Origin of the sequence: Microbacterium sp. Cr-K20 (assembly GCF_000708325.1) — a bacterium.
Lineage (GTDB): Bacteria > Actinomycetota > Actinomycetes > Actinomycetales > Microbacteriaceae > Microbacterium.
Genome location: NZ_JARE01000047.1, coordinates 357,231 through 383,178 on the forward strand (window position 1 = coordinate 357,231; position 25,948 = coordinate 383,178).

Below are 25,948 nucleotides of genomic sequence, written 5' to 3' on the forward strand. Positions count from 1 at the left end.
CCCATTCTGGACCGCGCCTCCGACAGAAGGGAGGCGCGGCCTCGAATATCACTCTGCGTGACGCAGGCGGAGCTTGTCCTCGTTGATCTCGTGCAGTGCGATGGTGAGCGGCTTGTCCTCGACGGAGGAGTCGACCAGCGGGCCCACGTTGTCGAAGAGGTTGCCCTCGTGCAGATCGGAGTAGTAATCGTTGATCTGGCGCGCGCGCTTGGCGGCGTAGATCACGAGCTCGTACTTGGAGTCGACGCGGTCGAGCAGGTTGTCGATGGGGGGATCGATGATGCCGTTGTTGTGTCCGGCCATGGTGAGACCTCCTGGTCAGGCGACGGGATCGTCGCGAAGTCGGTGCGAAATGGCGCGCGAAGACGCTCAGCGCGCAGAGCTTGAAGACAATTCTACGACCTCGCGGGCCGCCGTGGCGACGTCCTCGTTCACGATGAGGTGATCGAACTCGTTTTGAGCGGCGAGTTCGCCCTTCGCGGTGCGCAGTCGACGGGCGCGCTCCTCGGCATCCTCGGTGCCACGGCCGACCAGCCGGTGCACCAGTTCGTCCCAGCTCGGAGGCAGCAGGAAGATGAGCGTCGCGGCGGGTTCTGCGGCGCGCACCTGACGAGCGCCCTGCAGGTCGATCTCGAGCAGCACGGTCTTGCCTGCGGCCAGAGCCTCGTCGATGGGCCCCCGCGGCGTGCCGTAGCGCGACTTGTTGTGGACCACCGCGTACTCGAGGAGTTCCCCGTCGGCGATCAGCCGATCGAACTCCGCGTCGTCGACGAAGTAGTAGTGCACGCCGTGGATCTCGCCGGGGCGCGGGGGCCGTGTGGTCGCTGACACCGAGAGGTGGATCTCCGGGTTGTGCTCGCGGATGTGCGCGGCGACCGTGCCCTTGCCGACCGCGGTGGGGCCGGCGAGCACGAGGAGTCGACTCCGCGCTCCTCGCGCGCTCGGCGCGGGGAAGCGCGTGTCGAGCCATTCCTCGAGTACCCGGCGCTGACGAGCTCCGAGACCACCGAGGCGCTTGACCGGAGAGATCTGCAGCTCCTCCAGTACCCGGTCGCGCTTGCCGGCACCGATCGCGGGGAGAGCGAGGAGGAAGTCGGTGATGCGCATCGACCCCTCGACGGAGTCGGCATCCGCGGTGGCGCGGTGCAGAACGGTCTGCGGGGTCACCACCCGCATCGTGAGATCGCGCTTCACCGAAGCCCTGGCGCGCCGCCGCTCCACGGCGCGGCGTGCCGCAGCAGCCCTGTCGACTTCGGGAACCGTGCGCTGCGCGTCAGACACCGGCCACCTCGCGGTACTCGGCGGCGCGTGCGGTGATCGCCACGGCCAGATCCGCGGGACCCGCCGAGAGGATGCTGCGGCTCTCGCTCGCGATCACCGCTTCCGACATCGGGCCGAAGCGGCGACGCAGGTCGGCCGGCGTGGCCCCCTGGGCGCCGAAGCCGGGAGCGAGGATGGGAGCTGCTGGGGAGAAGGGTTCGATGCCGGCCAGGGTCCAGTCGACGGTCGCGCCGATCACGAAACCGAAGCTCCCCCACTCCCCTGCCGCTGACTCCGCGGCGTTGCGAGCGGAGACCTCGCTGATGACAGCGGCGGACACCGTCGCACCCGTCGAGCCGGTGGAGCGCTGCAGGAGTTCGGCCTCGGGGTTGCTGGTCGCGGCGAGCACGAACAGCCCCTTGCCGTGGTCGGCGGCCAGCGCAAATGCCCCGTCGAGAGCACCGACTCCGAGGAACGGGTTGACCGTGAGCGCGTCGGCCTCCAGTGGCGAACCCGGAGTCAGCCACGCACGCGCGTAGTCGTCCATCGTCGAACCGATGTCTCCCCGCTTGGCGTCGGCGATCACGACGAGACCGGCCGCGCGTGCCGCTGCGAGAACATCTTCGAGTGCGGCGATGCCCTGGGAGCCGAAGCGCTCGAAGAACGAGACCTGGGGCTTGACGATGCCCACCCGCCCGGAAGCGGCCTCGACCGTGCGCAGGCCGAACTCGCGGACGCCCTGCGCATCGTCGCTCAGCCCCCACGCCGCGAGCAACGCGGCGTGGGGGTCGATGCCGACGCAGAGCGGTCCGCGTGCGTGCAGCGCCGCGCGGACTCGCTCGCCGAAGCGTGCGCTCACAGTGCCGCCTTCCGCTCCAGCGCGTACTCCTGGAGGCTCTTGACCTGGAAGCCCTCGTGGGCCGCGTCCATGCCGCTCACCGCGGCGCCGAGCACGGCCATGGTCGTGAACAGGGCCTTGTCAGCGGCGACCGCTGCCGCGCGGATCTCATACCCGTCGGCACGGGCCGCCCCGCCAGACGGGGTGTTCACGACGATGTCGATCGCCCCCTCGTTGATGAGGTCGACGATGTTCTTCGCCCCGGACTCCTGCGTCGCACTGAACTTCTCGACGACGGTCACGGCGATGCCGTTACGGGAGAGGATCTCGGCGGTGCCCTCGGTCGCGACGATCGTGAAGCCCAGCTGCTGCAGTCGGTGCGCGGGCAGGATCACGGCGCGCTTGTCCGAGTCGGCGACCGAGATGAACACGGTGCCCGAGGTGGGCATGCCGCCGTAGGCCGCGGCCTGGCTCTTCGCGAACGCTGTCGGGAAGTCACGGTCGATGCCCATGACCTCACCGGTGGAGCGCATCTCCGGGCCGAGGATGGAGTCGACCGTCTTGCCGTCGGCCGTACGGAACCGCTTGAACGGGAGCACGGCCTCCTTGACCGACACCGGGGCGTCGAGCGGAACGCGGGATCCGTCCTGCTCCGGCAGCATGCCCTCGGCGCGCAGCTCGGCGATCGTGGAACCGGTCATCACACGGCTCGCGGCCTTGGCCATCGGGATGCCGAGCGCCTTGGAGACGAAGGGCACGGTCCGGCTGGCGCGGGGGTTCGCCTCGATGACGTAGAGCACACCGGCGCTGATGGCGAACTGCACGTTCAGCAGTCCGCGCACGCCGACGCCCTTCGCGATGGCCAGAGTGGCCTCGCGCACGCGGTCCACATCGGTGCGGCCGAGCGAGACCGGAGGCAAGGTGCAGCTCGAGTCGCCGGAGTGGATGCCGGCCTCTTCGAGGTGCTCCATGACGCCGCCGATGTACAGATCGGTGCCGTCGTAGAGCGCGTCCACGTCGAGTTCGATCGCGTCGTCGAGGAAGCGGTCGACCAGGAGCGGCTTGCCCTCCTCGATGACGACCTCGCCCGCGGTGCGCACGAAGTAGTCACGCAGCGACGCGGTGTCGTAGACGATCTCCATGCCGCGTCCGCCGAGCACGAAGCTCGGGCGCACCAGCACCGGGTAGCCGATCTCCTCGGCGATGCGTACGGCGCCCTCGACGTCGATCGCGGTGCCGTTTCGCGGCGCCACGAGCCCTGCCTCGTCGAGCAGACGGGAGAAGAGCTCGCGCTCCTCGGCCAGGTCGATCGCCTCGGGGCTGGTGCCGAGCACCGTGTACCCGGCTGCCTCGATGCCCTTCGCGAGCCCGAGCGGCGTCTGGCCGCCGAGCTGGCACACGACGCCGAGGATGGTTCCGCTCGCGGCTTCCGCGTCGAGCACCTCCAGCACGTCTTCGAGCGTCAGCGGCTCGAAGTACAGGCGGTCGGAGGTGTCGTAGTCGGTTGACACGGTCTCCGGGTTGCAGTTGACCATCACGGTCTCGAAGCCGGCGTCCGACAGCGCGAACGAGGCGTGCACGCACGAGTAGTCGAATTCGACGCCCTGACCGATGCGGTTCGGGCCCGAGCCGATGATGACGACCTTGGTCCGCTCGGACGGTGCCACCTCGGTCTCGTAGTCGTAGCTCGAGTAGTGGTACGGCGTGAGAGCCGGGAACTCGCCGGCGCAGGTGTCGACCGTCTTGTACACCGGGCGGATGCCGAGGCCGTGGCGGACGCCGCGCACCTCTGCCTCGTTCGTGCCGCGGATCTCGGCGAGCTGCGCGTCGGAGAAGCCGTGCTCCTTGGCGTACCGGAGGGTCGCGGCGTCGAGCTCGGGAGCCGTGCGGACGATCTCGGCGACCTCGTTGATCAGCACGATCTGGTCGAGGAACCACGGGTCGATCGCGGTCGCGTCGAAGGCCTGCTCGACGGTCGCTCCCTTGCGCAGCGCCTGCTGCAGCGTCACGATCCGGCCGTCGGTCGGGATCTTCGAGATCTCGAGGAGTTCCTCCACCGAGCGCTCCTCCGGGCCCCAGTGGAAGCTGGATCCGCGCTTCTCCAGCGAGCGGAGCGCCTTCTGCAGCGCGGTCGCGTAGTTGCGGCCGATCGCCATCGCCTCGCCCACCGACTTCATGGTCGTGGTCAGCGTCGCGTCGGCCGCCGGGAACTTCTCGAACGCGAAGCGCGGCACCTTGACCACGACGTAGTCGAGCGTGGGCTCGAAGCTCGCCGGTGTCACGCCGGTGATGTCGTTCGGAATCTCGTCGAGGCGGTAGCCGAGCGCGAGCTTGGCCGCGAGCTTGGCGATCGGGAATCCCGTCGCCTTCGAGGCCAGGGCGCTGGAGCGCGAGACGCGCGGGTTCATCTCGATGACGATGATGCGGCCGTTCGACGGATCAACCGCGAACTGGATGTTGCAGCCACCGGTGTCGACGCCGACGGCACGGATGATGTCGATGCCGATGTCGCGCATCTTCTGGTACTCGCGGTCGGTGAGGGTCAGCGCGGGAGCGACCGTGATCGAGTCGCCCGTGTGCACGCCGACCGGGTCGACGTTCTCGATGGAGCAGACCACGACCGTGTTGTCGGCCGTGTCGCGCATGAGCTCGAGTTCGTACTCCTTCCAGCCGAGGATGGACTCCTCCAGGAGCACCTCGGTGGTGGGCGAGTCGCGCAGGCCCGCACCGGCGATGCGACGCAGGTCGCTCTCGTCGTACGCGAAGCCGGACCCCAGGCCGCCCATCGTGAAGCTCGGGCGGACCACGAGCGGGTAGCCGAGCTCGTCGGCGGCCGCGAGAACCTCGTCCATCGTGTGGGCGATGCGGGAATCCGCCACGTCGGCACCGGCATCGAGGACCAGCTGCTTGAAGATCTGGCGGTCCTCGCCCTTGTTGATCGCCTCGAAGTTCGCGCCGATGAGCTCGACGTCGTACTTCTCGAGGATGCCGTGGTTGTGCAGTTCGATCGCCGCGTTCAGCGCGGTCTGGCCGCCGAGGGTCGGGAGGATCGCGTCGGGGCGCTCCTTGGCGATGATCGTCTCGATGACCTGCCAGGTGATCGGCTCGATGTAGGTCGCGTCGGCGAAGTCGGGGTCGGTCATGATCGTGGCCGGGTTGGAGTTGACCAGGATGACCCGGACACCCTCTTCACGGAGCACGCGGCACGCCTGGGTGCCGGAGTAGTCGAACTCGCAGGCCTGACCGATGACGATCGGGCCGGAGCCGATGACGAGGACGGAGTTGATGTCGTCGCGCTTGGGCATTACTTGGAGTCCTTCTGGCTGGCGATGACCAGGTCGCGGAACCTGTCGAAGAGGTAGTTGGCATCGTGCGGGCCGGCCGCCGCCTCGGGGTGGTACTGCACCGAGAAGGCCGGGATGTCGAGGGCGCGGAGACCCTCGACGACGTTGTCGTTGAGGCCGACGTGGCTGACCTCGACCTTGCCGTAGCCGTTCGGGCTGTCGAAGGAGCCCTCCAGGGGCGCCTCGACCGCGAAGCCGTGGTTGTGGGCCGTGATCTCGACCTTGCCGGTCTGCTTGTCGAGCACCGGCTGGTTGATACCGCGGTGGCCGAAGGGCAGCTTGTAGGTGCCGAGGCCGAGCGCGCGACCGAGCAGCTGGTTGCCGAAGCAGATGCCGAAGAACGGGAGGCCGTCATCGAGCACCGAGCGGAGCAGCTCGACGTGGTCGCCGGAGGCCGCGGGGTCACCGGGGCCGTTCGAGTAGAAGACCGCCACGGGGTCGATCGCCCGGATCTCGTCGATCGTGACATCCTGCGGAAGCACGTGCACCTCGAAGCCGCGGGCGGCGAGGTTGTCGATCGTCGCCTGCTTCACGCCGAGGTCGAGGACGGCGAGGTTGCCGATCCGGTTGCCCATCGCCGTCGTGATGGTCGCGACGTCGACCGAGACCTCGGCGGAGAGGTTGCGTCCCGCCATCTCGGGCGCTTCGCGGACGATGCGCACCTGCTCCTCCGGATCGAGGGCGGCATCCGGGCCGGAGAAGATTCCGCCGCGCATGGAGCCGGCCGAGCGGATGTGGCGGGTGATCGCCCGGGTGTCGATGCCGCTGATGCCCACGATGCCGTCTTCGACGAGCACGTCGTCGAGCGAGGCGTTCGCACGCCAGTTGGAGACCACACGCGAGGGGTCGCGCACGATGTATCCGGAGACCCAGATGCGACGGGATTCCGCATCCTCGTCGTTCATGCCGGTGTTGCCGATGTGCGGTGCCGTCTGCAGGACGATCTGGCCCGCGTAGGAGGGGTCGGTGATCGTCTCCTGGTAACCGGACATGCCGGTCGCGAAGACGACTTCGCCCAGGGTGCGTCCGCGGGCGCCGTAGGCGCGTCCGGTGTGGCGGGTGCCGTCTTCCAGGACGAGGACTGCGGGATCGGGGAGCTGGGCCGCGCGGGCCTGTCCGGGGGGTGTCGAGAGTGTCATGACGTTGCTCCTGTGTCGGGGGCGGCGGGGACGAGCCGCTGCAGGTCGGAGATGAGAGTCCGCGGGTCGCCGGTGGCGAGCCGCAGGTAGCTGTCGACGATCGTGTCGTCGTCGATGTTCCAGGCGATGCGCACGAGGCCACCGGGCTCGACGACCCGGTCGATCGTGACCGTGGCGCGGTCGACGGCGACGAGCCGGGCGCTCGCGAGGAACACCGTCGGCTCGCCGTCGAGGCAGAGGGCGATGCCGCGATCCGTGAGGGCGAGTTCGCCGCGGGCCCGGTACGCGAGGGGCGACACCGCCAGACGCTCGAGCGGCTGCTCGTGCCGTGTCGTCGACACGTACAGCACCTCGTCGCGGCGGGAGACCTCCGCATGCTCCGGAACCCCCAGCGGGGCCGTGAACACGGAGTCGCGGCGGATTCGTCGTCGCCAGGCGAAGAGCATTGTGAGCAGCACCAGGAGCGCGACCGCGATCGTGATCGCGACGGCGAGATCCCGAGCGCTCATGCGCCGAGCTCCTCGACGACGTTGCCGCCGTCGACCGTGAGGACGCCCCCGTGGATCGTGTATTCGACCCGTCCGGGAAGAGCCCTGCCGAGGTACGGCGAGTTCACACTGCGGCCGTGCAGATCCGCTTCGGTGAAGACGCCGTCGACGGAGGCGTCGTAGAGCGTGATCTGCGCCGGCTGACCGACCTCGAGCGGGGTGCCGTGACCGGCGAGTCGGCCGATGCGCGCCGGCGTCGCACTCATCACGCGTGCGACATCGGACCACTCCAGCAGTCCGGTCTGCACCATCGACTGGTGCACGACGCGCAGCGCGCTCTCGAGGCCCACCATGCCGTTCGCGGCAGCCTGCCACTCGCACGCCTTGTGTTCGCTCGGGTGCGGGGCGTGGTCGGTGGCCACGATGTCGATCGTGCCGTCGGCGAGGCCCTCGCGCACGGCGAGCACATCCTCTTCCCGGCGCAGCGGCGGGTTGACCTTGTACCGCGCGTCGTATCCGCGCACCAGCTCGTCGGTCAGCAGCAGGTGGTGCGGGGTGACCTCGGCCGTGACATCGATACCGCGCTTCTTGGCCCAGCGGATGATGTCCACCGACCCCGCGGTGGAGAGGTGGCAGACGTGCAGGCGCGAGCCGACATGCTCCGCGAGCAGCACGTCGCGGGCGATGATCGACTCCTCGGCGACGGCGGGCCAGCCTGCGAGGCCCAGCTCTGCCGAGACCGTGCCCTCGTTCATCTGGGCGCCCTCGGTGAGGCGGGGATCCTGCGCGTGCTGGGCGATGACTCCCCCGAAGGACTTCACATACTCCAGCGCACGGCGCATGATCAGCGGGTCGAACACGCAGAAGCCGTCGTCGCTGAAGACGCGGACCTGCGCGCGGGAGGTCGCCATGGCGCCCAGCTCGGCGAGACGCTCGCCCTTCTGGCCGACGGTGACCGCGCCGATGGGCTGCACGGTGGCGTAGCCGGCTGCTTCACCGAGGGCGAGCTCCTGCTCGACCACACCCGCGGTGTCGGCGACCGGCGAGGTGTTGGGCATGGCGAAGACGGCCGTGAAGCCGCCGGCGGCCGCAGCCCTCGTGCCGGTGAGGATCGTCTCGGACGCTTCGTAGCCCGGCTCGCGCAGATGCGTGTGCAGGTCGACGAGTCCGGGCAGCGCGACGAGTCCCGCCGCGTCGACGACGCGGGCGCCGGAGCGGCTCAACCCGCTGCCGATCTCGGCGATCCGGCCGTCCTCGATGATGATGTCGGCGCTCTCGGCACCGAGAAGCTGTGCGCCGGTGATGACGAGGGTCTCGTTCACAGGTCTCCCCCTCGTTCGTCGTCTCGTTCTCCTGCCAGCAGCAGGTACAGCACCGCCATGCGGACGGACACCCCGTTCGTGACCTGTTCCAGCACCGTCGAACGGGGGGAATCGGCTGCTTCCGAAGAGATCTCCAGTCCCCGGTTCATGGGGCCGGGGTGCATCACAATGCTACCGCCCGGAAGAGCCGCCACTCGCCGCGCGTCCAGGCCCCAGCGGCGGGAATACTCCCGCTCAGTCGGGAAATACGCGGCGTTCATCCGTTCGAGCTGGATGCGCAGCATCATCACCGCGTCCGGCTCGTCCGCCAGCGCGTGATCGAGGTCGTACACGACCCGGACCGGCCAGAGCGAGACGTTCTGCGGAACCAGCGTCGGCGGAGCCACCAGGGTGACCTCGGCGCCGAGCGTGGTGAGCAGCCAGACATTCGAGCGGGCGACCCGTGAGTGCAGGACGTCGCCCACGATCACGACCCGCATTCCGCTCAGGTCCTGGCCGCGGCTGTCGACCCCGAACCGGCGCTTGCGGATCGTGAAGGCGTCGAGCAGCGCCTGCGTCGGATGCTCGTGGGTGCCGTCGCCGGCATTCACCACCCCCGCCGAGATCCACCCGCTGGTCGCGAGGGTCTGTGGCGCACCGGAGCCCGGGTGACGGACCACGACCGCATCGGCACCGATCGCCTCGAGCGTCTGCGCGGTGTCCTTCAGGCTCTCGCCCTTCGAGACGCTGGAGCCCTTCGCGGCGAAGTTGATGACATCGGCGGAGAGTCGCTTGGCGGCGGCTTCGAACGAAATGCGCGTGCGCGTCGAGTCCTCGAAGAAGAGGTTGACGACCGTCTTGCCCCGCAGAGTCGGGAGCTTCTTGACCTCGCGCGACTGCGTGTCGGACATGTCTTCGGCGACGTCGAGGATGCGCAGGGCAGTGGTCCTGTCGAGGGTGCGTGTGTCGAGGAGGTGTCTCATTCGCCGATCGTCACCTCCTCGGCCCCGTCGTTCTCGAGGAGGCGCACGTTGACCCGTTCGGTGCGGGCGGAGGGGATGTTCTTGCCGATGAAGTCCGGCCGGATCGGAAGCTCACGGTGCCCACGGTCCACGAGGATCGCGAGGCGCACGACGGCGGGGCGTCCGATGGACTGGATCGCGTCGAGAGCGGCGCGGATGCTGCGACCGGAGAAGAGCACGTCGTCGACGAGGACGACGGTCTTGCCGTCGATGCCGCCCACAGGGATCTCGGTCGGCTGCGGAGAACGGGTCGGGTGCTTGGCGAGGTCATCGCGGAACAGCGTGACATCGAGCGATCCGACCGGGACGGACTGCTGTGCGATCTCGCTGATCAGCAGGCCGAGTCGGTGGGCGAGAGTGACGCCCCGGGTCGGAATGCCCAGCAGGACGAGGTTCTCGGCGCCTCGATTGGACTCGAGGATCTCGTGCGCGATACGGGTCAGCGCTCGTGAGATGTCGGCTTCGTGCAGCACGGTGCGCATGCTCATCGGCCGCTCCCTTCTCCGCCTCACAGGACGGTGTTAAAGGTTGCTTGTCATGCCAGTGTATCGGAGCGATGAGGCTCCCGAGGGTCAGCTGGCCTCTTGCAGCACCGGATCGGTGACGTCGTCGATCTTCGACGAACGGATCGCGTGACCGGCGGTGGAAAGGCAGCGCCCGGTCTTCAGATCCCACTTCCAGTCGTGCATGCTGCACGTGAGGATCCCGTCTTCGTCGACCGTGCCGGTGCGGGTGAGGTCTGCGCGCAGGTGCGGGCAGCGACGCTGAACGACCCAGTCACCGATCTCGGTGTCTTCGGTCTGGTCGGTCTGCTCCTGATACCAGTTCTCGACGTACTCGATGCGGTCGACCGACAGGCACTTGAGGAACGTGGTGAGGAACTCGTTGAACTTGCCGCTGCGGCCCACGGAGAACTGCATCGAGAGGAAGATCGAGTTCGACCAGTCGATCTCGTGGTCGACGATGTTGGTCGACACCAGATCGGCGGGGATGGTGTACCAGTACACGCACTCTTCGCCCGCGTACTCGCGGACCTTCGCGCGCGGAAAGTCGACGACCATGTCGAGCTCGCCGATGCGGAAGCGCACGCAGCCACCGACGCCGAGCCGGATCGTGCGGGACTTCTTCAGCAGCGGCTCCCACCACGTCTTGAGGGCTTCGAGCATCTCCGCGGGCGGGATGATCTCGGCGCGAGAGGCCTCCTCATCGCGGATCTCCTGCTGTCGGCTCGCGCGCTGCTCCTCGAGGTAGTCCCACTTCTCATCGAAGATGTGCGCGATCTCGGCCTCGGTGTAGAGGGTCTGCTCACTCGTGACTGCTCCCCCATCGACCGTGACCACGGTGCCGGGGATGAAGAGCTGGCCGTCGTACTGCGGCGCGAGTTCCTTCATGTGCGCGAGGAACTGCTTCTGATCCGTGAAGATAGACTCGCCGTTCTTGCCGAGCCCGTTGAAGTCGAACAGGTCGTCGCGGAGGAACATGGGCGGGCCGGCCATCGGGAAGACGTGCGGGGCATCGACCTTCTCGATGTAGTACATGGCGCGCTTGTTCTGCGCCTCGCGCTTGAGCCGAGCGAAGTTCTGCTTGGCATCCAGCGGCAGGTCGTAGACCATGGGCCACCAGATAGCTCCGGAGACCTGCGTGAAGTACGCGTCGGGCTTGCCGAAATCGAGCAGCTTCTCGAGGTCGAGCGGGTGCGAGTCGTTCTGGTTGAGCACCGAGCCGGTACCGTCGTCGACGCTCAGGGAGGAGTCGCCGATCGGACCGTCGCTGGGCGCGCGCAGCGGTGTGATCATCATCTTGAGCTCACCGCGCTCGATGATCCGACCCGCGGGTGCGTAGGTGATGTTCGTGTAGCCGAGCGCGCGGATGTCCTTCTCGAGGTCATCGGTCGGGTACTCCGGAAGAAGCACCTCGATGTCCTTGCGGATGTAGCGCTCGAGCAGCTTCGGGTCGAAGTGGTCGCGGTGGCGGTGCGAGATCCAGAGGAAGTCGGCCTCACGCCCGAAACGCTCCCAGTCGAGCCCTCGGTTGTCGGGGAACGGGAACCAGGATCCGTAGAAAGAAGGCCCGAGGACCGGGTCGCAGATGATGTTCCCGCCCAAGGTCTCGATGAACATCCCGGCGTGGCCGAGTCCCGTGATCCGCATTGCATTCCTCCCGAAAGTGAACCGTTTGATTGTACCGAGGGCTCCCTGTGGGCCCGGTCGACCTCGCCGTGAGTATTCCGGTCAGGCGTCGAAGAACCCGCGGCGGCCTCACCGACACATCGCCGCGCGAGGCCGCCGTGCCACACTTCAGGCGTTGGAGCCGTGGGGGTATCGCAGGCGGGCCGCTCCGATGACCAACAAGGTGATGAGCGCTGCCAATGCGACTATCAGGAGAGCAGTGGCGCCTACGGATCCGGTGATCGTCACGGCCGGAGCATACTCCCGTCCGGCAGCGCCGCGAAACGTCGCGATAAATGGAATCGCGATCGTCGTCCCGCCGCCGAACGCCACGGCCGCGCATAGCATCCATCCGACGAGCACGATCCCGACCGAGATGAGGAGTGAATGGAGAACGACCAGGCAATAGCCAACCATCGACGAAGCCGAGCCGCGCATTCCGATCGCCCCTTCAGCGCTCGTCATCGTACGCACCTGGCAGTGAAGCCATTCTTCGTGGACAGCTCGGGATACTTCCCCATCGCCCGGCACGTGTTCCACCAGCTGACAACGATCCACGTAGCGACACCGAGTACCGCCGCGGCAACGACGATCATCGCAATCGTCGTCACGACGATGACGACCAGGGGGAGAGGATCGGCAACGACGGGGTACGCCACGTCGCTGAGCTCCTGATGCTTGACGATCTGCGTCAAGGTCGTTCCCTCGACGATGTAATGCGTTGGTACTGCCTCGCCATTGGCGTCGCGGGCCCAAGCCGGCTCAAAGACCACCTTGGTCACACCTTGCGCGTCAATGATCTGCGCCCCGCCTTCGTCGGTCGCCACGAGCCTGTGCCCTGCGGGAATCGACAGGCCATACGCGTAAGACTCGGACGCCAGTTCATTCTCGATGACCGAGAGGAGCTGTACGCCTCCCTCCGTTGGAACGACGGCGTTGGAGCTCTCACCGCCAGAGGCAAACGCGACGGCGCCGTTCTCTAGCGTACTGGCGGGGCCTGAGGTTGCTGCATTGGGGAGAGATATCCCGAGCGAGAACTCCCCTACGGTCATGGAAACGCCATCTCTGGATCCTCCTCACCATATGAGGACGTACCTTCCTCGGCGAGAGCCGGTGTAGCCGTCACTATTGTTGCAGCCAACGCTCCCGCGATGATGATTCCTACTGTCCGGTTCGTTCTCATGTGCATCTCCAAGCCTCCTCTATTTGATCCCCGCTAACCGGTAACACGCTAGCTGTGTACGAGTTGCGACTGCTTGCGCACCGAACTTCCCGTAGATGCGCCCCACCCACCCCGTCCGGCTTGAGCTGTCCAAACGACGTGCCCGCGCTCGTCCTCCTTCGAACCTCGCGGCGAGAGACAGGTCAGGCGTCGAACAGCCCGCGGATGTCTTCGGCGGAGAGGGACTGCGCGAACAGTGCCTCGTCGTCCAGCACCGCCGTGAACAGGCGCGCCTTCCGACGCTGGAGTTCGAGCACCTTCTCCTCGATCGTGCCCGTGGCGATCATGCGGTAGACGAACACCTGGTTGTCCTGACCGATGCGGTGCGTGCGGTCCACGGCCTGCGCCTCGGCGGCCGGGTTCCACCATGGGTCGAGAAGGAACACGTAGTCGGCCTCGGTGAGGGTGAGTCCGAATCCGCCGGCCTTCAGGCTGATGAGGAACACCGGCTGCTCCCCCGATGTGAAGCCTACGACCACCTTCTGGCGGTGTCGCGTCGAACCGTCGAGATGCGCATACGGGATGCCTGCGCCATCGAGGCGCGCCGCGGCCATGTCGAGGAACGACGTGAACTGGCTGAACACCAGAGCCCGATGCCCCTCCGCCTGCAGCTCGATCACGCGCTCGAGCAGAACATCGAGCTTGCGGGATCCGATCTTCGCGTCTTCGGGATCGATCAGTCCGGGAGCCAGGCTGAGCATGCGCATCAGCGTCAGGGAGCGGAACACGATGAAGCGGTTGCGGTCGAGGTCTTCCAGCAGTCCCAGCACCTTCTGCCGCTCTCGCTGTAGAACGACCTCGTAGAGCGCCCGGTGGGAGGAACTCAGCTCGACCTCGAGGATCTGCTCCTGTTTCGCCGGCAGCTCCGGTGCTACCAGCTCCTTCGTGCGGCGCAGCAGGAGCGGGCGGATGCGGCGGCGCAGCCGTTCGAGCCGGCGCTGCCGATAGGCCCCGCCCTCCTCGTTCTCGGGGACCTTGCCCTGCTCGATCGGCTGGATGTAGTCCTCGCGGAACTTCCGGGCAGAGGCGAAGAGGCCCGGAGCGGTCAGCTTGAGCAGTGCCCACAGCTCGCTGAGGCTGTTCTCCATCGGCGTTCCGGTGACCGCGAAGGTGACGTCGGCGGGGAAAGTCGCGACCGCGCGGTGCAGCTTGGTCTCGGGGTTCTTCACGAACTGGGCTTCGTCGAGGATGAGTCCGGCCCACTCGACACCGGCGTACGAGTCTTCGTCGAGCCGTGCGACGGCATAGGTCGTGATCACGAGGTCGATGTCACCCAGCGAGGATGCCAGCGGTGGCCCCTGTGTGTTCGCCCTGACCTGCACGCGCAGCGCCGGCGCGAATCGTGCGGCCTCGCTGCGCCAGGTCGCGAGGACAGACGTGGGCACGACGACGAGGAACGGTCGCCGCTCCCCCGCTTCGCGCGCGTGCATGATGAGCGCCAGCAGCTGCAGCGTCTTGCCGAGGCCCATGTCGTCGGCGAGGATGCCGCCGAGACGGTGCGCCCAGAGAAAGGCGAGCCAGTCCAGACCCTCTTTCTGATAAGGGCGGAGTTCGGCCGTGATTCCCTGCGGCACCGCGACCGCCGGTACGGAACTCGCCCGACGCAGCCCGTCGGCCGTCGCCCGCCATGTCACGGCGGGAAGAGCCTCGTCGGCGAGATCCTCGAACTCCTCCCAGAGATCGGTCTGATGTCGGCTGATCCGCGGGCCGGCTTCCCACTCCTCGAGTTCGCCGGCCTCCTCGATCAGTTCGCGGAGGCGGTCGAGCGCCCGGTGATTCAGGGAGAAATAGCCGCCGTCGGAGAGCAGGAGCTTCTTCTTGCCCTTGCTCAATGCGGTGAAGAGGGGTCCGAACGGGATGGTGCGGCCGTCGATCTTCACCAGGACGCCGAGATCGAACCAGTCGGGATCAGTGCTCTCTACCGTGGTCACCGTGATCTCCGGCTCGCCCGTGAGCTCGTGATAGCTCTTGCTGCGGCCGGTGACGGTGACGGTGACGCCCTCGGCCTCGAGCGCCGGCACCACTCGGGTGACGAATTCGGCGGCCGCGACGTCGTGGAAAGCCCCGGTGGGAGCGAGCTCCTCCCCCAGTCGTTCCGTCCACACGGCCTGAAGCGCATCCCTGAGCGCATCTTCGGCGACGGTGTCTCGCACCGCATCGGAACTCGGCATGAAAGGCACGAGACCGAACCCGCGGTAGTCCCACGCGAACGAATACTTGACGGTGTCGCCCCGTTGGAAGGACAGCGCCACCACGGCACGGGGCGCCGGAAGAGGAGGCAGCTCGACCCGACCGACCGGCCGCACATCGATGCGACGCGCCAGCAGCGGGTAGGCATCACGGAAGAATGCCGCCTCGTCACCGGCAGGCACCTCGAGACCCTTGCCGGCGCCGAGCAGGGCGTGCACGGGGCGGCTGATCGCCACCTCGGCCAGCGTGACACGGAGATTCGTGCCGCGTTGTGCGACCTCGTACAGACCACTGTGCCCGATCGGATGCACGGCGAGCGGTTCGACCTCGCGGCCGTCGATCGTGACGGCGGGGTGCACGACGAGGCCACCGCCCTCGCGTGCGACGGTCGCACCGATCGATGCACGCTCCGCGAGCACGACGGTCGTGCTCTTCTGGGTGGCGACCAGCGGGATGCCGACGTCGGCCGCGGCACGCAGATGCCCCCAGAGCAGGCCGGACTCGATCAGGTCGGCGACCAGCCAGTCGCCGGCCGTGCCCGACAGAAGAGTGTCGCGCGCGATGCTGAGCAGATCGGCGAACCACCGCGACCGGTCGCGTCCGTACTGCGTGGGTGAGCGGCGGACGGCGTCCCACGATGCCGTGCCCTGCACCCAGGCTCCGGTCGACGCACTCTTCTCGAGCGGCCGGATGCCGAGCAGGATCTCGCCGGTACGCTTCGCCACGTCGCGCGCGGTCGCCGTGCGCTGCGGGCGGGACGCCCACGGGTTCGCGCCTCGGCCGTCGCGCAGCCGCAGTTCCACACCGAGTGCGAGTGGAGTTTCTGCGTCGTCGCGCGGAGAACCGAGAATCGACCGCCAGTCCGCGGATGACGAGCCCTCCGAGCGGGACGGATCGGACGCGAAGGACATGCCCCCATCCTCTCCGACACCACCGACAGTGCCTCGCGGCGGACGATCAGGCGGAGCGGGCGACCCGCGCGAGGACGCCGTGCACGAACGCGCCGGAGTCGTCGGTCGAGAACTCCTTCGCGAGCTCCACGGCCTCGTCGATCGCCACGGCCGTCGGAACCTCGTCGTTGTAGAGGATCTCCCACACCGCGATGCGGAGCAGCGCGCGGTCGACCGCGGGCATCCGCTCGAGCTTCCAGTCGCGGCTGTGCGTCGTGATCTGCTCATCGATCTCATCGCGCTGGTCGATGATGCCGTCGACGATCTCGCGGGCGTAGAGCCAGGAGGCCTCACGTGCCGGCTCGCTGGCCGCACGCTTCGCCTCGGCCGCCAACGTCACGGCGATGTCATCCCCGCGCACATCGGCGGAGAACAGGATGTCGAGAGCGCGCTTGCGCGCCTTCGTCCGGGCGCTCACGCCTTACTTCTCGCGGCCGAGGTAGTCACCCGTGCGGGTGTCGACCTTGACCTTGGTGCCGGTCTCGACGAACAGCGGCACCTGGATCTCGTAGCCGGTCTCGAGCGTCGCGGGCTTGGTGCCGGCCGACGAGCGGTCGCCCTGCAGGCCCGGCTCGGTGTAGGTGATCTCGAGGATCACGGATGCCGGAAGGTCGATGTACAGCGGGTTGCCGTTGTTCAGGGCGATGGTCACGGCCTGGTTCTCGAGAAGGAAGTTCTTCGCGTCGCCGACAGTGGCGGCGCCGACCGTGATCTGGTCGAAGTCGGTCTGATCCATGAAGACGTAGCCGTCGCCGTCGGTGTACAGGTACGTGTAGTCGCGGCGGTCGACGTTCTCGATCTCGATCTTCGCGCCCGCGTTGTACGTGCGGTCGACGACCTTGCCGGAGACGACGTTCTTCAGCTTCGTGCGCACGAACGCGCCACCCTTGCCGGGCTTGACGTGCTGGAACTCGATGACGCTCCAGAGCTGCCCGTCGATGCTGAGGACGACGCCGTTCTTGATGTCTGCGGTAGATGCCATGCGCTGCGAGTTCCGTTCGTGTGTCTGCGGGTTCGGACGAGGCCGACAGTCGAGTCTAAGGGATGAGCGGCCGGACCCCCGCACGGCCCATGCCGTGGATCAGCCCATCCCACGAGAACGTAGGCACGCAGCACCGCCTCGCACGCCCCGTGGACGTCATCCGTTTCGGCGCTCAGCTGATGGCCATCGCGGTGGACGGCGACTCGTTTCGATCAGAGGTGCGTGACCAGTTCGCGCACGGCGTCGGCATATCCGTCGACGCCGCGTCCGACGATGCGGACCACGGCGACATCATGCAGGTAGGAGTGGTGGCGGAACTCCTCGCGCGCGTACACATCGGAGATGTGCACCTCGGCGAACGGCAGCGACACACCCGTCAGCGCGTCCCGCAGCACCACGGAGGTGTGCGTGAGGCCGCCGGGGTTGATGACGATGGCCGTGCAGTCCTCGCGGGCGGCATGGATCGCGTCGATCAGGACGCCCTCGTGGTTGCTCTGCACCGCGCGCACCTCGAAGTCGAACTCGGCGGCGGCGGCGGCGGTGATCCGCTCCACATCAGCGAGCGTCGCCGTGCCGTAGACCTCGGGTTCGCGCGTGCCCAGCAGGTTCAGGTTCGGGCCGTTGACCAGGAGGATGCGGCGGGTCACGCGCCCACCTCCTGGTAGGCGGCGAACATCAGCGACTCGTCCGGGGCCTGCAGCACGGTGGGCTTGGCGATGTCATCGAGCAGGATGAAACGGAGCATCCCGCCGCGGCTCTTCTTGTCGCGCTGCATCGTGGCGAGCAGTTGCGGCCACGCTCCGGCGCGGTACGACGTGGGAAGCCCCAGAGAGTCGAGGACGGTGCGGTGGCGTTCGGCCGCGGCGTCGGAGAGCCGGCCCGCGAGGCGAGAGAGCTCCGCGGCGTACAGCATCCCCACCGAGATCGCCGCACCATGCCGCCAGCGGTACCGCTCGGCATGCTCGATCGCGTGCCCGAGGGTGTGTCCGTAGTTCAGGATCTCGCGGAGGCCGGCCTCGCGGAAGTCGTCGGAGACCACCTCCGCCTTCATACCGATAGCCAGCTCGATCGCACGACGGAATTCGTCGGTGGTCGTATCCACCGCGCGGACGGGATCAGCCTCGATGATGTCGAGGATCTCCGGTGCCCAGATGAACCCGGCCTTGACCACCTCGGCGAACCCTGCCGTCGCCTCGTTCGGGCTCAGGCTGGCGAGCTCGTCGAGGTCGCCGATCACGGCGCTGGGGGCCCAGAACGCGCCGACGAGGTTCTTGCCCTCGGCGGTGTTCACGCCGGTCTTCCCGCCGACCGCGGCGTCGACCAGCCCGAGAACGGTGGTGGGCACCTGGACCAGCTGCACACCGCGCAGCCAGGTCGCCGCGACGAAACCGGCGAGATCGGTCACTGCACCGCCGCCGTAGCCGACGACGGCGTCGCTGCGGGTGAAGTCGGCCTGCCCCATGACCTGCCAGCAGAATGCGGCGACCTCGATGCGCTTGCCCTGCTCCGCGTCCGGGATCTCGGCGAGCAGAACTTCGCGCGGTCCTTCGGCCGTGTCGGCGAGCAGACGGTCCCGCAGCTCGGCCGCGCGCGCCGCGAGCGTCGGCGGGTGCACGACCAGGATCTTGCGCACACCCGGCGCGAGGGCAGCGGAGACCTGCTCGAGGATCCCCCGCCCGATCGTGATGTCGTAGGCATCGTTTCCGGTGACACTGATGGTCGTCGTGCTCATCGCTGCTCTCTCCTCCATGTCACGATGTCGTCCGCGATCCTCTGCATCGGACGACGTGAGGTGTCGAAGGTCGTCGAGGCGACCTCGGCGTACCACCTCCGGCGTTCCTCGAAGATCTTCTTCCAGCGCTCGACCGGATCCTCCTCGCCCGCCAGCAGGGGGCGATTGCTCCCGCGCAGCCGATCGGCCACCGCATCGACGCTCACCGTCAGGAAGACGACCGGTTGATCCTTGAGCAGATCGCGCGTGTCGGCCTGCGTCACCGCGCCGCCTCCGAGGGAGATCACGCCGCCCTCGGAGAGCGCCTCCGCCACCGCTGCCCGCTCGAGGTCGCGGAAGTGCGCCTCTCCGTGCTCGGCGAAGATGGCAGGGATCGGGCCGTGCGTCGCGACGATGCGCTTGTCGGTGTCGACGAAGGCGACTCCCAGTCGACGCGCAACGCGTCGACCGACGCTGGTCTTGCCGGCGGCCATCGGGCCGACCAGCACCAGCGTCAGCGGGTCAGCCTCGCTCGTCATGCGCGATGAGCGCCGCCTCGGACGCGGGTGTCGTGCGCAGTTCCGCGGGGATGCCGTCGAGGTACCCGTCGAGGTTGCGCCGCGTCTCACGGATGCTGTCGCCGCCGAACTTCTCGAGCACGGCGTTCGCCAGCTCGACCGCGACCATGGCCTCGGCGACCACACCCGCAGCGGGAACCGCGCACACGTCGGAGCGCTGGTGGTGGGCGGTCGCGTCGTCGCCGGTCGCGATGTCGATGGTGCGCAGCGCGTGCGGCACCGTGGCGATCGGCTTCATGCCGGCACGCACGCGCAGGACGGTTCCCGTGGACATACCGCCCTCGGTGCCGCCGGCGCGGTCAGAGCCGCGCGTGATGCCGTCAGCGGTCGCGAACAGCTCGTCGTGCGCCGCCGAGCCACGACGGCGCGTGGTCTCGAATCCGTCGCCCACCTCGACGCCCTTGATCGCCTGGATGCTCATCAGTGCCTGGGCGAGACGGGCGTCCAGGCGCCGGTCCCAGTGCACGTGCGAGCCGAGCCCGGGCGGGAGGCCGTACGCCAGCACCTCGACGATGCCGCCGAGCGTGTCGCCGTCCTTCTTCGCATCGTCGACCTCGGCGACCATCAGCGCCGAGGTCGCGGGGTCGAAGCAACGCAGCGGATCGGCGTCCAGGGCATCCACGTCATCCGGAGTCGGAAGAGCAGATCCCGGAGGAACCTGCACAGGACCGATCGAGAGCGTGTGGCTGACCAGACGGATGCCGAGCTCGCCGAGGAACGAACGGGCGATGGCGCCGAGAGCGACGCGTGCCGCCGTCTCGCGGGCGCTCGCACGCTCGAGGATCGGACGCGCCTCGTCGAAGTCATACTTCTGCATGCCGACGAGGTCGGCGTGCCCCGGGCGCGGCCGCGTCAGCGGAGCGCTGCGCCCACGGGACTTGTCGGTGAGCTCGACGGGATCGGGGTTCATGACCTCGATCCACTTCGGCCACTCGGTGTTACCGATGCGCAGGGCGATCGGGCTACCCAGGCTCTTGCCGTGACGGACGCCGCCCGAGAGGGTCAGCTCGTCCTGCTCGAACTTCATTCGCGAGCCACGGCCGTAGCCCAGCTTGCGGCGGGCGAGATCGGCCTGGATGGCTTCGGAGGAGACAGGGACGCCGGAGGGCAGACCCTCCATGACGGCGATGAGTTCTGGGCCGTGGGATTCGCCGGCCGTGAGCACGCGGAGCATTGCTCCAGTCTCCCACGTGTTCGGCCCCCCGCCGCGACGCGTTTCGTCCTGCGCGTCGGGTCAGAGCGCGGCGCGCATCGCGGCCACGACCGAGTCCTCATTCGGCAGCTCTGTGCGGGGATCCCCGTGATGGAAGACGCGGATCTGACGAACGGCCTGGTGCAGCAGCATGCCGAGTCCGGAGATCACGGCCCCGTCGTCCCAACCCGCCGCGAGAGCCGAAGGCCACGGCGCGTACGCGGCGTCGAAGAGCGCTCCCCCGCTCGCCGCCAAGGCCGTCGAGGTGTCGACGGGGAGTGCGGTCCCACTCGGCAGCGTGGCGATCGTGAGGTCGGCGTACGCGGTCGGCCCATCGAGAGGGAGGGCTTCCACCAGGAGGTCGATGCGCCCTCCGAGAGCCACGAGCCCCTCCGCCCGTTCGGGGCGTCGGGCGTGCACGAACACCCGGGTCGCACCCAGCTCCGACGCCGCCACGAGCGCGGAGGCAGCCGTGGCGCCGGCCCCGAGGATGCGGACCGTTCCCGCCTCGGTCACCCCGGCCTCGGCCAGTGCGTCGACGATCCCTCCGACGTCGGTGTTGAAACCCGCGGGTGCGTCCCCGAGCAGCAGGGTGTTGACGGCGCCGGTGAGCTCGGCGTGGGCGTCCCTCGTCTCAGCGGCGCGAAACGCCTCCTCCTTCAACGGCATGGTCAGCGAGAGACCGCGCCAGGAGTCGTCGAGTCCTCGGAGCGCCCCCGCGAATCCGTCGGCGGTGACCTGACGGCGCCCGTACTCCCAGTCCATGCCCAGCACGCGGTAGGCCGCGGCGTGCAGGTCCGGTGACTTGGAGTGCGCGATCGGGTCGCCCCAGACCGCCAGACGGGTACCGGTCACCGTCTCAGCAGCCCGCGTCGGGGTTGTCCCGGCACCAAGCGCGCCACTTCTCGATCCCCTGTTCGTGCTCGGACATGGTCTCGGAGAACTGTGTCTCTCCGGTCTCCAGATTGATCGTGACGAAGTACAGCCAGGGACCGTCCACCGGATGCATGGCGGCATCGATGGCAGCGTCGCTCGCGCTCGAGATCGGGGTCGCGGGGAGCCCCTGGCGCTTATAGGTGTTCCACTCGTTGTCGCTCTCGAGCGCCTCCTTGGAGCTCGAGACGACACCCTCGTGCAGCGATCCATAGCCGTACTGGGCTGTCGAGTCCATCTGCAGCAGCATGTCGATGTCCAGACGGTTCTGGATGACTCGCGACACCTTCGCGAAGTCGTCCAGTCGGCCTTCACGCTGGATGATCGAGGCGATCGTCAGCACGCGCTGCGCGTCTTCGGGCGGCACTCCTGCCTCATCGAGCGCTTGGCGGGTGCGGTCGACCATCCGCTGGATGACCTGCGTCGGGGTGACCTCAGGGTCGAAGGTGTACACGGCCGGGAACAGCCAGCCTTCGAGGCTACGCGCGTCGACGCCGTACTGCGACGGGTCCTTGACGGCCGCCTCGAAGTCGGCGAGCGGGAGGCCGAGAGTCTCGGCCATGCCGGGCAGCGACGAGACGATCGTCGCGCCCTCGCCGACCGACACCGTGTTCTCGAGCTTGTTGGCCTCATCCTCGAGAGCGGCGAGAGCGGCCTCGGCCGTCATCTTCTGCTGCAGGCGGTACACACCGGGGTAGAACGTCGGGTTGATGCCCTCATCGACCAGGTAGTCGTAGAACACATCCTCGGTCTTCGTGACGCCCGCTTCGTGGAGAGTGATCGAGACCGGTCCGCCCGTGTCGCCTTCCTTGATAGTGACCAGTGCTTCGCCGGTCGCCTGACCCGGTTCCCAGTCCTTCGACGGCCCCCAGCCCATGGCCTCGCTGATCCTGTCACCGTAGGTGTTCGCCACCCAGACGCCGGCTCCCGCGAGGCCGCCGACGATTGCGAGGACGATGATCAACGCGATCAGGCATCCCTTGCGACGCTTCTTCTTCGGCGTGGCGTCGACGTGATCGTCGTGCGGGGCGAAGAGATCGTCGAGCCCGCCGCCGATCACGGGCTCCGGCGTCGCGGCCGGCGACGCGGATGCTGCCGGCGGCCGGGTCACCGGAACGGCTCGCGTCGGCGTATCGCCCGCGTCCACGGAGTCGGCCGAGTCGCGCACCGGGATCGGCGACGGGGACTCGCGGTTCGCCGCGGCCGCCTCGTCGGCGGACGCACGAACCGGCACGGGCGATGGCTGCAGATGGTCACCCGATGCGCCGTTCGTGGGCGCCGTGGCGTCCCCCGAGGCGGCTTCACGAGCCGCACGACGCGAACCCGGAGCGGGCGCACTGTTGTCGACCGTCGGAATCTGCGTGGTCGGCTCCGGAAGGTTCTCGAACAGCTCCCCCAGGCGGGAGTCTGCGTCATGCCGCGGCGTTTCGTTGTCGCGTTCGGACATCGTCAGGCGTGCTCCTCGTCAGGCGAGATGGCCGCACCGGCCGGGTTTCCGGTGCTCTTCTCCATATCGATCGCCTGCTGCAGAAGCACCACGGCGGCGACCTGATCCACAATGCTACGAGACTTCTTCTGAGATCTCCCGGAACTGCGCAGGGCGGCGTGCGCGGAAACGGTGCTCAGACGCTCGTCGACGAGCCGCACGACGATGCCACTGCGCAGCTGGAGAGCCGCCGCGAACTCCCGTGCGTCCGTTGTCGACGGCGTATCGGCGCCCCGCATGTTCACCGGCAGTCCGACCACGAACTCCAGAGGCTCGTACTCCCCCGCGAGCTGGACGAGGCGATCGATCGACGCCTCGTCCCGCGGGACCGTCTCGACCGGCACGGCGAGCATGCCGTCGGGGTCGCAGCGGGCGACACCGACCCTCGCCCGACCCACGTCGATGCCGAGCCGCACACCGCGGCGGAAGCCGCTCACGCGCCGTGCAGCTCCTGCGAGATGGCCTCGAGAGCCGCGGGAAGAGCCTCGGCGTCCGCGCCGCCGCCCTGCGCGACATCATCGCGTCCTCCGCCACCGCCGCCGAGTACACCGGCGGCGCGCTTCGCGAGCGCACCCGCCTTCGCGCCGGCGGATCGAGCAGAATCGTTCGTCGCCACGACCACGACCGGGCGGCCGTTGACGACCGCCCCCAGGGCGACGACCGCCGCATCGGAGCCGAGCCGATCGCGCACGCCGTTGACGAGGTCGCGCACATCATCGGCAGATGCCACATCGCCGAGGTTCAGCGCCGCGAGCCGGAAGGCGCCGACGCGCTTCGCGGCCTCGACGATCGCCGGGATCTGCCCCGCGCGCTGCTGGGACTCGAACTGCGCGATGCGCTTCTCCGCGGCCTTCAGGCTCGCCGTGAGATCGGCGATCCGCTCGGGCAACTGCTCACGGGGCGTCTTCAGCGAGCTGGTGAGCTGCGAGACGATCGCCCGCTCGGCTGCGAGCTCGCGGAAGGCATCGGCGCCGACGAGGGCCTCGATACGGCGGTTGGATGCGCCGACGGACGACTCTCCGACGAGGCTGACCAGACCGATCTCGGCACTCGTGCCCACGTGTGTACCGGCGCACAGCTCACGCGACCAGGGCCCGCCGATGTCGACCATGCGCACGACGTCGCCGTACTTCTCGCCGAACAGCGCCATGGCGCCGGCTTCCTTCGCCTCGTCGAGGGAGACGATGCGCGTGGTCACCTCGAGGGCGTCCTGCACGGCGCGGTTGGTGATCTCCTCGATCTCGCTGCGCGTGTCCGCGGAGAGCGCCTGCGACCACGAGAAGTCGAATCGCATGTAACCCGCGCGGTTCAACGACCCCGCCTGCGTGGCGGTCGGTCCGAGCGTGTCCCGGAGAGCGGCATGCACGAGGTGCGTCGCCGAGTGCGCCTGGCGTGCCGCGCGACGGTTGGCGGCGTCCACGACGGTCGTCGCGACGTCGTCGACCGCGACGCTTCCGCGCGCGACCTCGACGGTGTGGCTGATGAGACCGGGAACGGGCTTCTGCACATCGAGGACCTCGAGCTCGTAGCCCGGTCCGACGATCGTGCCCTTGTCGGCGACCTGACCGCCCGACTCCGCATACAGCGTGGTCTCGCTGAGTACGACCTCGGCGATCTGCCCCTCGGCGGCGCTGCGCACCGGAACCCCGTCGACGAGCAGCCCGATGACACGGGACTCGACCTCGAGCGCCGTGTATCCGTCGAAGCCGGTCTCGCCCAGGCCGCGCAGGTCGCGGTACACCGAGACGTCGGCGAGCTGACGCTTGCGATTGCGAGCGTCGTCCTTGGCGCGCTGGCGCTGCTCCTGCATGAGCGTGTCGAACGCGGTGCGGTCGACCTCGAGCCCGGCCTCTTCGGCAACCTCGAGGGTGAGATCGATCGGGAAGCCGTAGGTGTCGTGCAGCAGGAAGGCCTCGGGACCACTGAGGGTCTTGCTGCCGCCCTTCTTGGTCTCGTCCAGAGCGAGGTCGAGGATCGTCGAACCGGCGACGAGCGTGCGACGGAAGGTCTCCTCCTCCGCGAAGGCCGACGCCGAGAGCACAGACCAGTCCTTCTCGAGCTCCGGGTATGTGGTCTTCATCACGTCGCGCGAGGCGGCGAACAGCTCGGGGAACACCGGCTCGTCGACGCCGAGCAGACGCATGGAGCGAACGGTGCGGCGCATCAGGCGGCGGAGGATGTACCCGCGTCCCTCGTTGGAGGGACGAACCCCGTCGGAGAGGAGCATGAGAGAGGAGCGCACATGGTCGGCGACGACGCGGAAGCGCACGTCGTCCTCGTGCTGCACGCCGTAGGGGCGCCCGGAGAGCTCGACGGCGCGGTCCAGCACCGGACGCACCTGGTCGGACTCGTACATGTTCTCGACGCCCTGCTTGAGGAACGCGACGCGCTCGAGGCCCATGCCCGTGTCGATGTTCTTCATCGGCAGTTCGCCGATGATGTCGAACTCCGTCTTGCTGCGGATGTTCTCGAGGAGGTCCTGCATGAACACGAGGTTCCAGATCTCCAGGAACCGCGAGTCGTCGACGGCCGGGCCGCCCTCCTTGCCGTAGGCCGGACCGCGATCGAAGAAGATCTCCGAGTCGGGGCCACCGGGGCCGGGCTGTCCGGTGTTCCAGTAGTTGTCCGCGCGTCCGAGACGCTGGATACGCTCGGGCTTCAGCCCGATGATGTCGCGCCAGATTGCCTCGGCCTCGTCGTCGGTCTCGTAGACGGTGACCCAGAGGTCCTTCTCATCGAAGCCGAGACCGCCGTCGGACTCGGAGCTCGTCAGCAGCTCCCAGGCGTAGCGGATCGCGCCTTCTTTGAAGTAGTCGCCGAACGACCAGTTGCCGAGCATCTGGAAGAACGTGCCGTGACGCGCGGTGCGACCGACCTCTTCGATGTCGTTCGTGCGGATGCACTTCTGCACATCGGCGATGCGCGGATGCGGGGCGGGGACGACGCCCGTGAGGTACGGGATCATCGGCACCATCCCGGCCACCGTGAACAGCAGCGACGGATCGTCGCTGACGAGTGAGGCCGAAGGGACGATGAGGTGGTCGTTCTTCTCGAAGAAGTCGAGGTAACGCTGCGCGATCTCCGCAGTTTTCATAGAGTGCCGGGTGTCCTTGCGTGAAGATGCCGCGCCGTGGCGCTGCTGCG

23 protein-coding genes are annotated in these 25,948 nt (G+C 68.1%); all 23 read right to left on the bottom strand.

The features are described 5' to 3' along the window. Window positions 1–48: 48 nt before the first annotated feature. The 23 genes from rpoZ to alaS all read right to left on the bottom strand — a co-directional run bounded on the left by rpoZ (window position 49) and on the right by alaS (window position 25,898). A complete protein-coding gene (gene rpoZ, locus GZ67_RS0109900; protein WP_017204385.1) occupies window positions 49–303 on the bottom strand; it encodes a DNA-directed RNA polymerase subunit omega in 255 nt (84 codons plus the stop codon). Window positions 304–369: 66 nt separating this feature from the next. Next, window positions 370–1,281 (bottom strand): guanylate kinase, encoded by a 912-nt coding sequence (gene gmk / locus GZ67_RS0109905; protein ID WP_029263357.1) that lies wholly within the window; start codon window positions 1,279–1,281, stop codon window positions 370–372. Then, entirely contained in the window at window positions 1,274–2,119 is an 846-nt protein-coding gene (gene pyrF / locus GZ67_RS0109910) for an orotidine-5'-phosphate decarboxylase (protein WP_029263356.1), read from the bottom strand. Before pyrF ends, gmk begins: the two co-directional genes overlap by 8 nt. Continuing rightward, window positions 2,116–5,403, bottom strand: a complete 3,288-nt coding sequence (carB, locus tag GZ67_RS0109915) for a carbamoyl-phosphate synthase large subunit (RefSeq protein WP_029263355.1) — start codon at window positions 5,401–5,403, stop codon at window positions 2,116–2,118. Before carB ends, pyrF begins: the two co-directional genes overlap by 4 nt. Then, the gene (carA, locus tag GZ67_RS0109920; protein ID WP_029263354.1) at window positions 5,403–6,581 is read right to left on the bottom strand and encodes a glutamine-hydrolyzing carbamoyl-phosphate synthase small subunit; all 1,179 of its coding nucleotides are present in this window, start codon (window positions 6,579–6,581) and stop codon (window positions 5,403–5,405) included. The genes carB and carA overlap by 1 nt, the downstream gene beginning before the upstream one ends. Next, on the bottom strand, window positions 6,578–7,090 hold the full coding sequence (locus GZ67_RS0109925; protein WP_029263353.1) for a PH-like domain-containing protein: 513 nt from the start codon (window positions 7,088–7,090) through the stop codon (window positions 6,578–6,580). Before GZ67_RS0109925 ends, carA begins: the two co-directional genes overlap by 4 nt. Then, window positions 7,087–8,391 carry a dihydroorotase gene (locus GZ67_RS0109930; protein WP_029263352.1) on the bottom strand — a complete coding sequence of 435 codons (1,305 nt, stop codon included), beginning with the start codon at window positions 8,389–8,391 and terminating at the stop codon, window positions 7,087–7,089. The genes GZ67_RS0109925 and GZ67_RS0109930 overlap by 4 nt, the downstream gene beginning before the upstream one ends. Continuing rightward, a complete protein-coding gene (locus GZ67_RS0109935) occupies window positions 8,388–9,353 on the bottom strand; it encodes an aspartate carbamoyltransferase catalytic subunit (protein ID WP_029263351.1) in 966 nt (321 codons plus the stop codon). The genes GZ67_RS0109930 and GZ67_RS0109935 overlap by 4 nt, the downstream gene beginning before the upstream one ends. Continuing rightward, window positions 9,350–9,880, bottom strand: a complete 531-nt coding sequence (gene pyrR / locus GZ67_RS0109940; protein WP_029263350.1) for a bifunctional pyr operon transcriptional regulator/uracil phosphoribosyltransferase PyrR — start codon at window positions 9,878–9,880, stop codon at window positions 9,350–9,352. Before pyrR ends, GZ67_RS0109935 begins: the two co-directional genes overlap by 4 nt. An 84-nt stretch (window positions 9,881–9,964) precedes the next feature. After that, window positions 9,965–11,542 carry a Rieske 2Fe-2S domain-containing protein gene (locus GZ67_RS0109945; RefSeq protein ID WP_029263349.1) on the bottom strand — a complete coding sequence of 526 codons (1,578 nt, stop codon included), beginning with the start codon at window positions 11,540–11,542 and terminating at the stop codon, window positions 9,965–9,967. A 147-nt stretch (window positions 11,543–11,689) separates the two neighbouring features. Next, complete coding sequence (locus GZ67_RS0109950) at window positions 11,690–12,025, bottom strand: hypothetical protein (protein WP_029263348.1); 336 nt, start codon at window positions 12,023–12,025, stop codon at window positions 11,690–11,692. After that, complete coding sequence (locus GZ67_RS20145; protein ID WP_051662452.1) at window positions 12,022–12,612, bottom strand: hypothetical protein; 591 nt, start codon at window positions 12,610–12,612, stop codon at window positions 12,022–12,024. The genes GZ67_RS0109950 and GZ67_RS20145 overlap by 4 nt, the downstream gene beginning before the upstream one ends. 313 nt (window positions 12,613–12,925) lie before the next feature. Beyond that, complete coding sequence (locus GZ67_RS0109960) at window positions 12,926–15,883, bottom strand: DEAD/DEAH box helicase (RefSeq protein WP_029263346.1); 2,958 nt, start codon at window positions 15,881–15,883, stop codon at window positions 12,926–12,928. 46 nt (window positions 15,884–15,929) lie between these two features. Continuing rightward, window positions 15,930–16,340 carry a transcription antitermination factor NusB gene (gene nusB / locus GZ67_RS0109965; RefSeq protein ID WP_029263345.1) on the bottom strand — a complete coding sequence of 137 codons (411 nt, stop codon included), beginning with the start codon at window positions 16,338–16,340 and terminating at the stop codon, window positions 15,930–15,932. Window positions 16,341–16,343: 3 nt separating this feature from the next. After that, entirely contained in the window at window positions 16,344–16,904 is a 561-nt protein-coding gene (gene efp, locus GZ67_RS0109970) for an elongation factor P (RefSeq protein WP_029263344.1), read from the bottom strand. A gap of 212 nt (window positions 16,905–17,116) precedes the next feature. Next, a complete protein-coding gene (gene aroQ, locus GZ67_RS0109975; protein ID WP_029263343.1) occupies window positions 17,117–17,551 on the bottom strand; it encodes a type II 3-dehydroquinate dehydratase in 435 nt (144 codons plus the stop codon). Beyond that, a complete protein-coding gene (gene aroB / locus GZ67_RS0109980; RefSeq protein ID WP_029263342.1) occupies window positions 17,548–18,636 on the bottom strand; it encodes a 3-dehydroquinate synthase in 1,089 nt (362 codons plus the stop codon). Before aroB ends, aroQ begins: the two co-directional genes overlap by 4 nt. After that, a complete protein-coding gene (locus GZ67_RS0109985; RefSeq protein ID WP_029263341.1) occupies window positions 18,633–19,154 on the bottom strand; it encodes a shikimate kinase in 522 nt (173 codons plus the stop codon). The genes aroB and GZ67_RS0109985 overlap by 4 nt, the downstream gene beginning before the upstream one ends. Continuing rightward, on the bottom strand, window positions 19,138–20,367 hold the full coding sequence (gene aroC / locus GZ67_RS0109990; protein WP_029263340.1) for a chorismate synthase: 1,230 nt from the start codon (window positions 20,365–20,367) through the stop codon (window positions 19,138–19,140). Before aroC ends, GZ67_RS0109985 begins: the two co-directional genes overlap by 17 nt. A 60-nt stretch (window positions 20,368–20,427) precedes the next feature. After that, a complete protein-coding gene (locus tag GZ67_RS0109995) occupies window positions 20,428–21,240 on the bottom strand; it encodes a shikimate dehydrogenase family protein (protein WP_029263339.1) in 813 nt (270 codons plus the stop codon). A 4-nt stretch (window positions 21,241–21,244) separates the two neighbouring features. After that, window positions 21,245–22,765 (bottom strand): endolytic transglycosylase MltG, encoded by a 1,521-nt coding sequence (gene mltG / locus GZ67_RS0110000; protein WP_029263338.1) that lies wholly within the window; start codon window positions 22,763–22,765, stop codon window positions 21,245–21,247. A 2-nt stretch (window positions 22,766–22,767) separates the two neighbouring features. Then, window positions 22,768–23,241: a Holliday junction resolvase RuvX gene (gene ruvX / locus GZ67_RS0110005; RefSeq protein ID WP_029263337.1), complete on the bottom strand. Its 474-nt coding sequence runs from the start codon at window positions 23,239–23,241 to the stop codon at window positions 22,768–22,770. Further along, window positions 23,238–25,898 carry an alanine--tRNA ligase gene (alaS, locus tag GZ67_RS0110010; RefSeq protein WP_029263336.1) on the bottom strand — a complete coding sequence of 887 codons (2,661 nt, stop codon included), beginning with the start codon at window positions 25,896–25,898 and terminating at the stop codon, window positions 23,238–23,240. Before alaS ends, ruvX begins: the two co-directional genes overlap by 4 nt. Window positions 25,899–25,948: the final 50 nt, after the last annotated feature.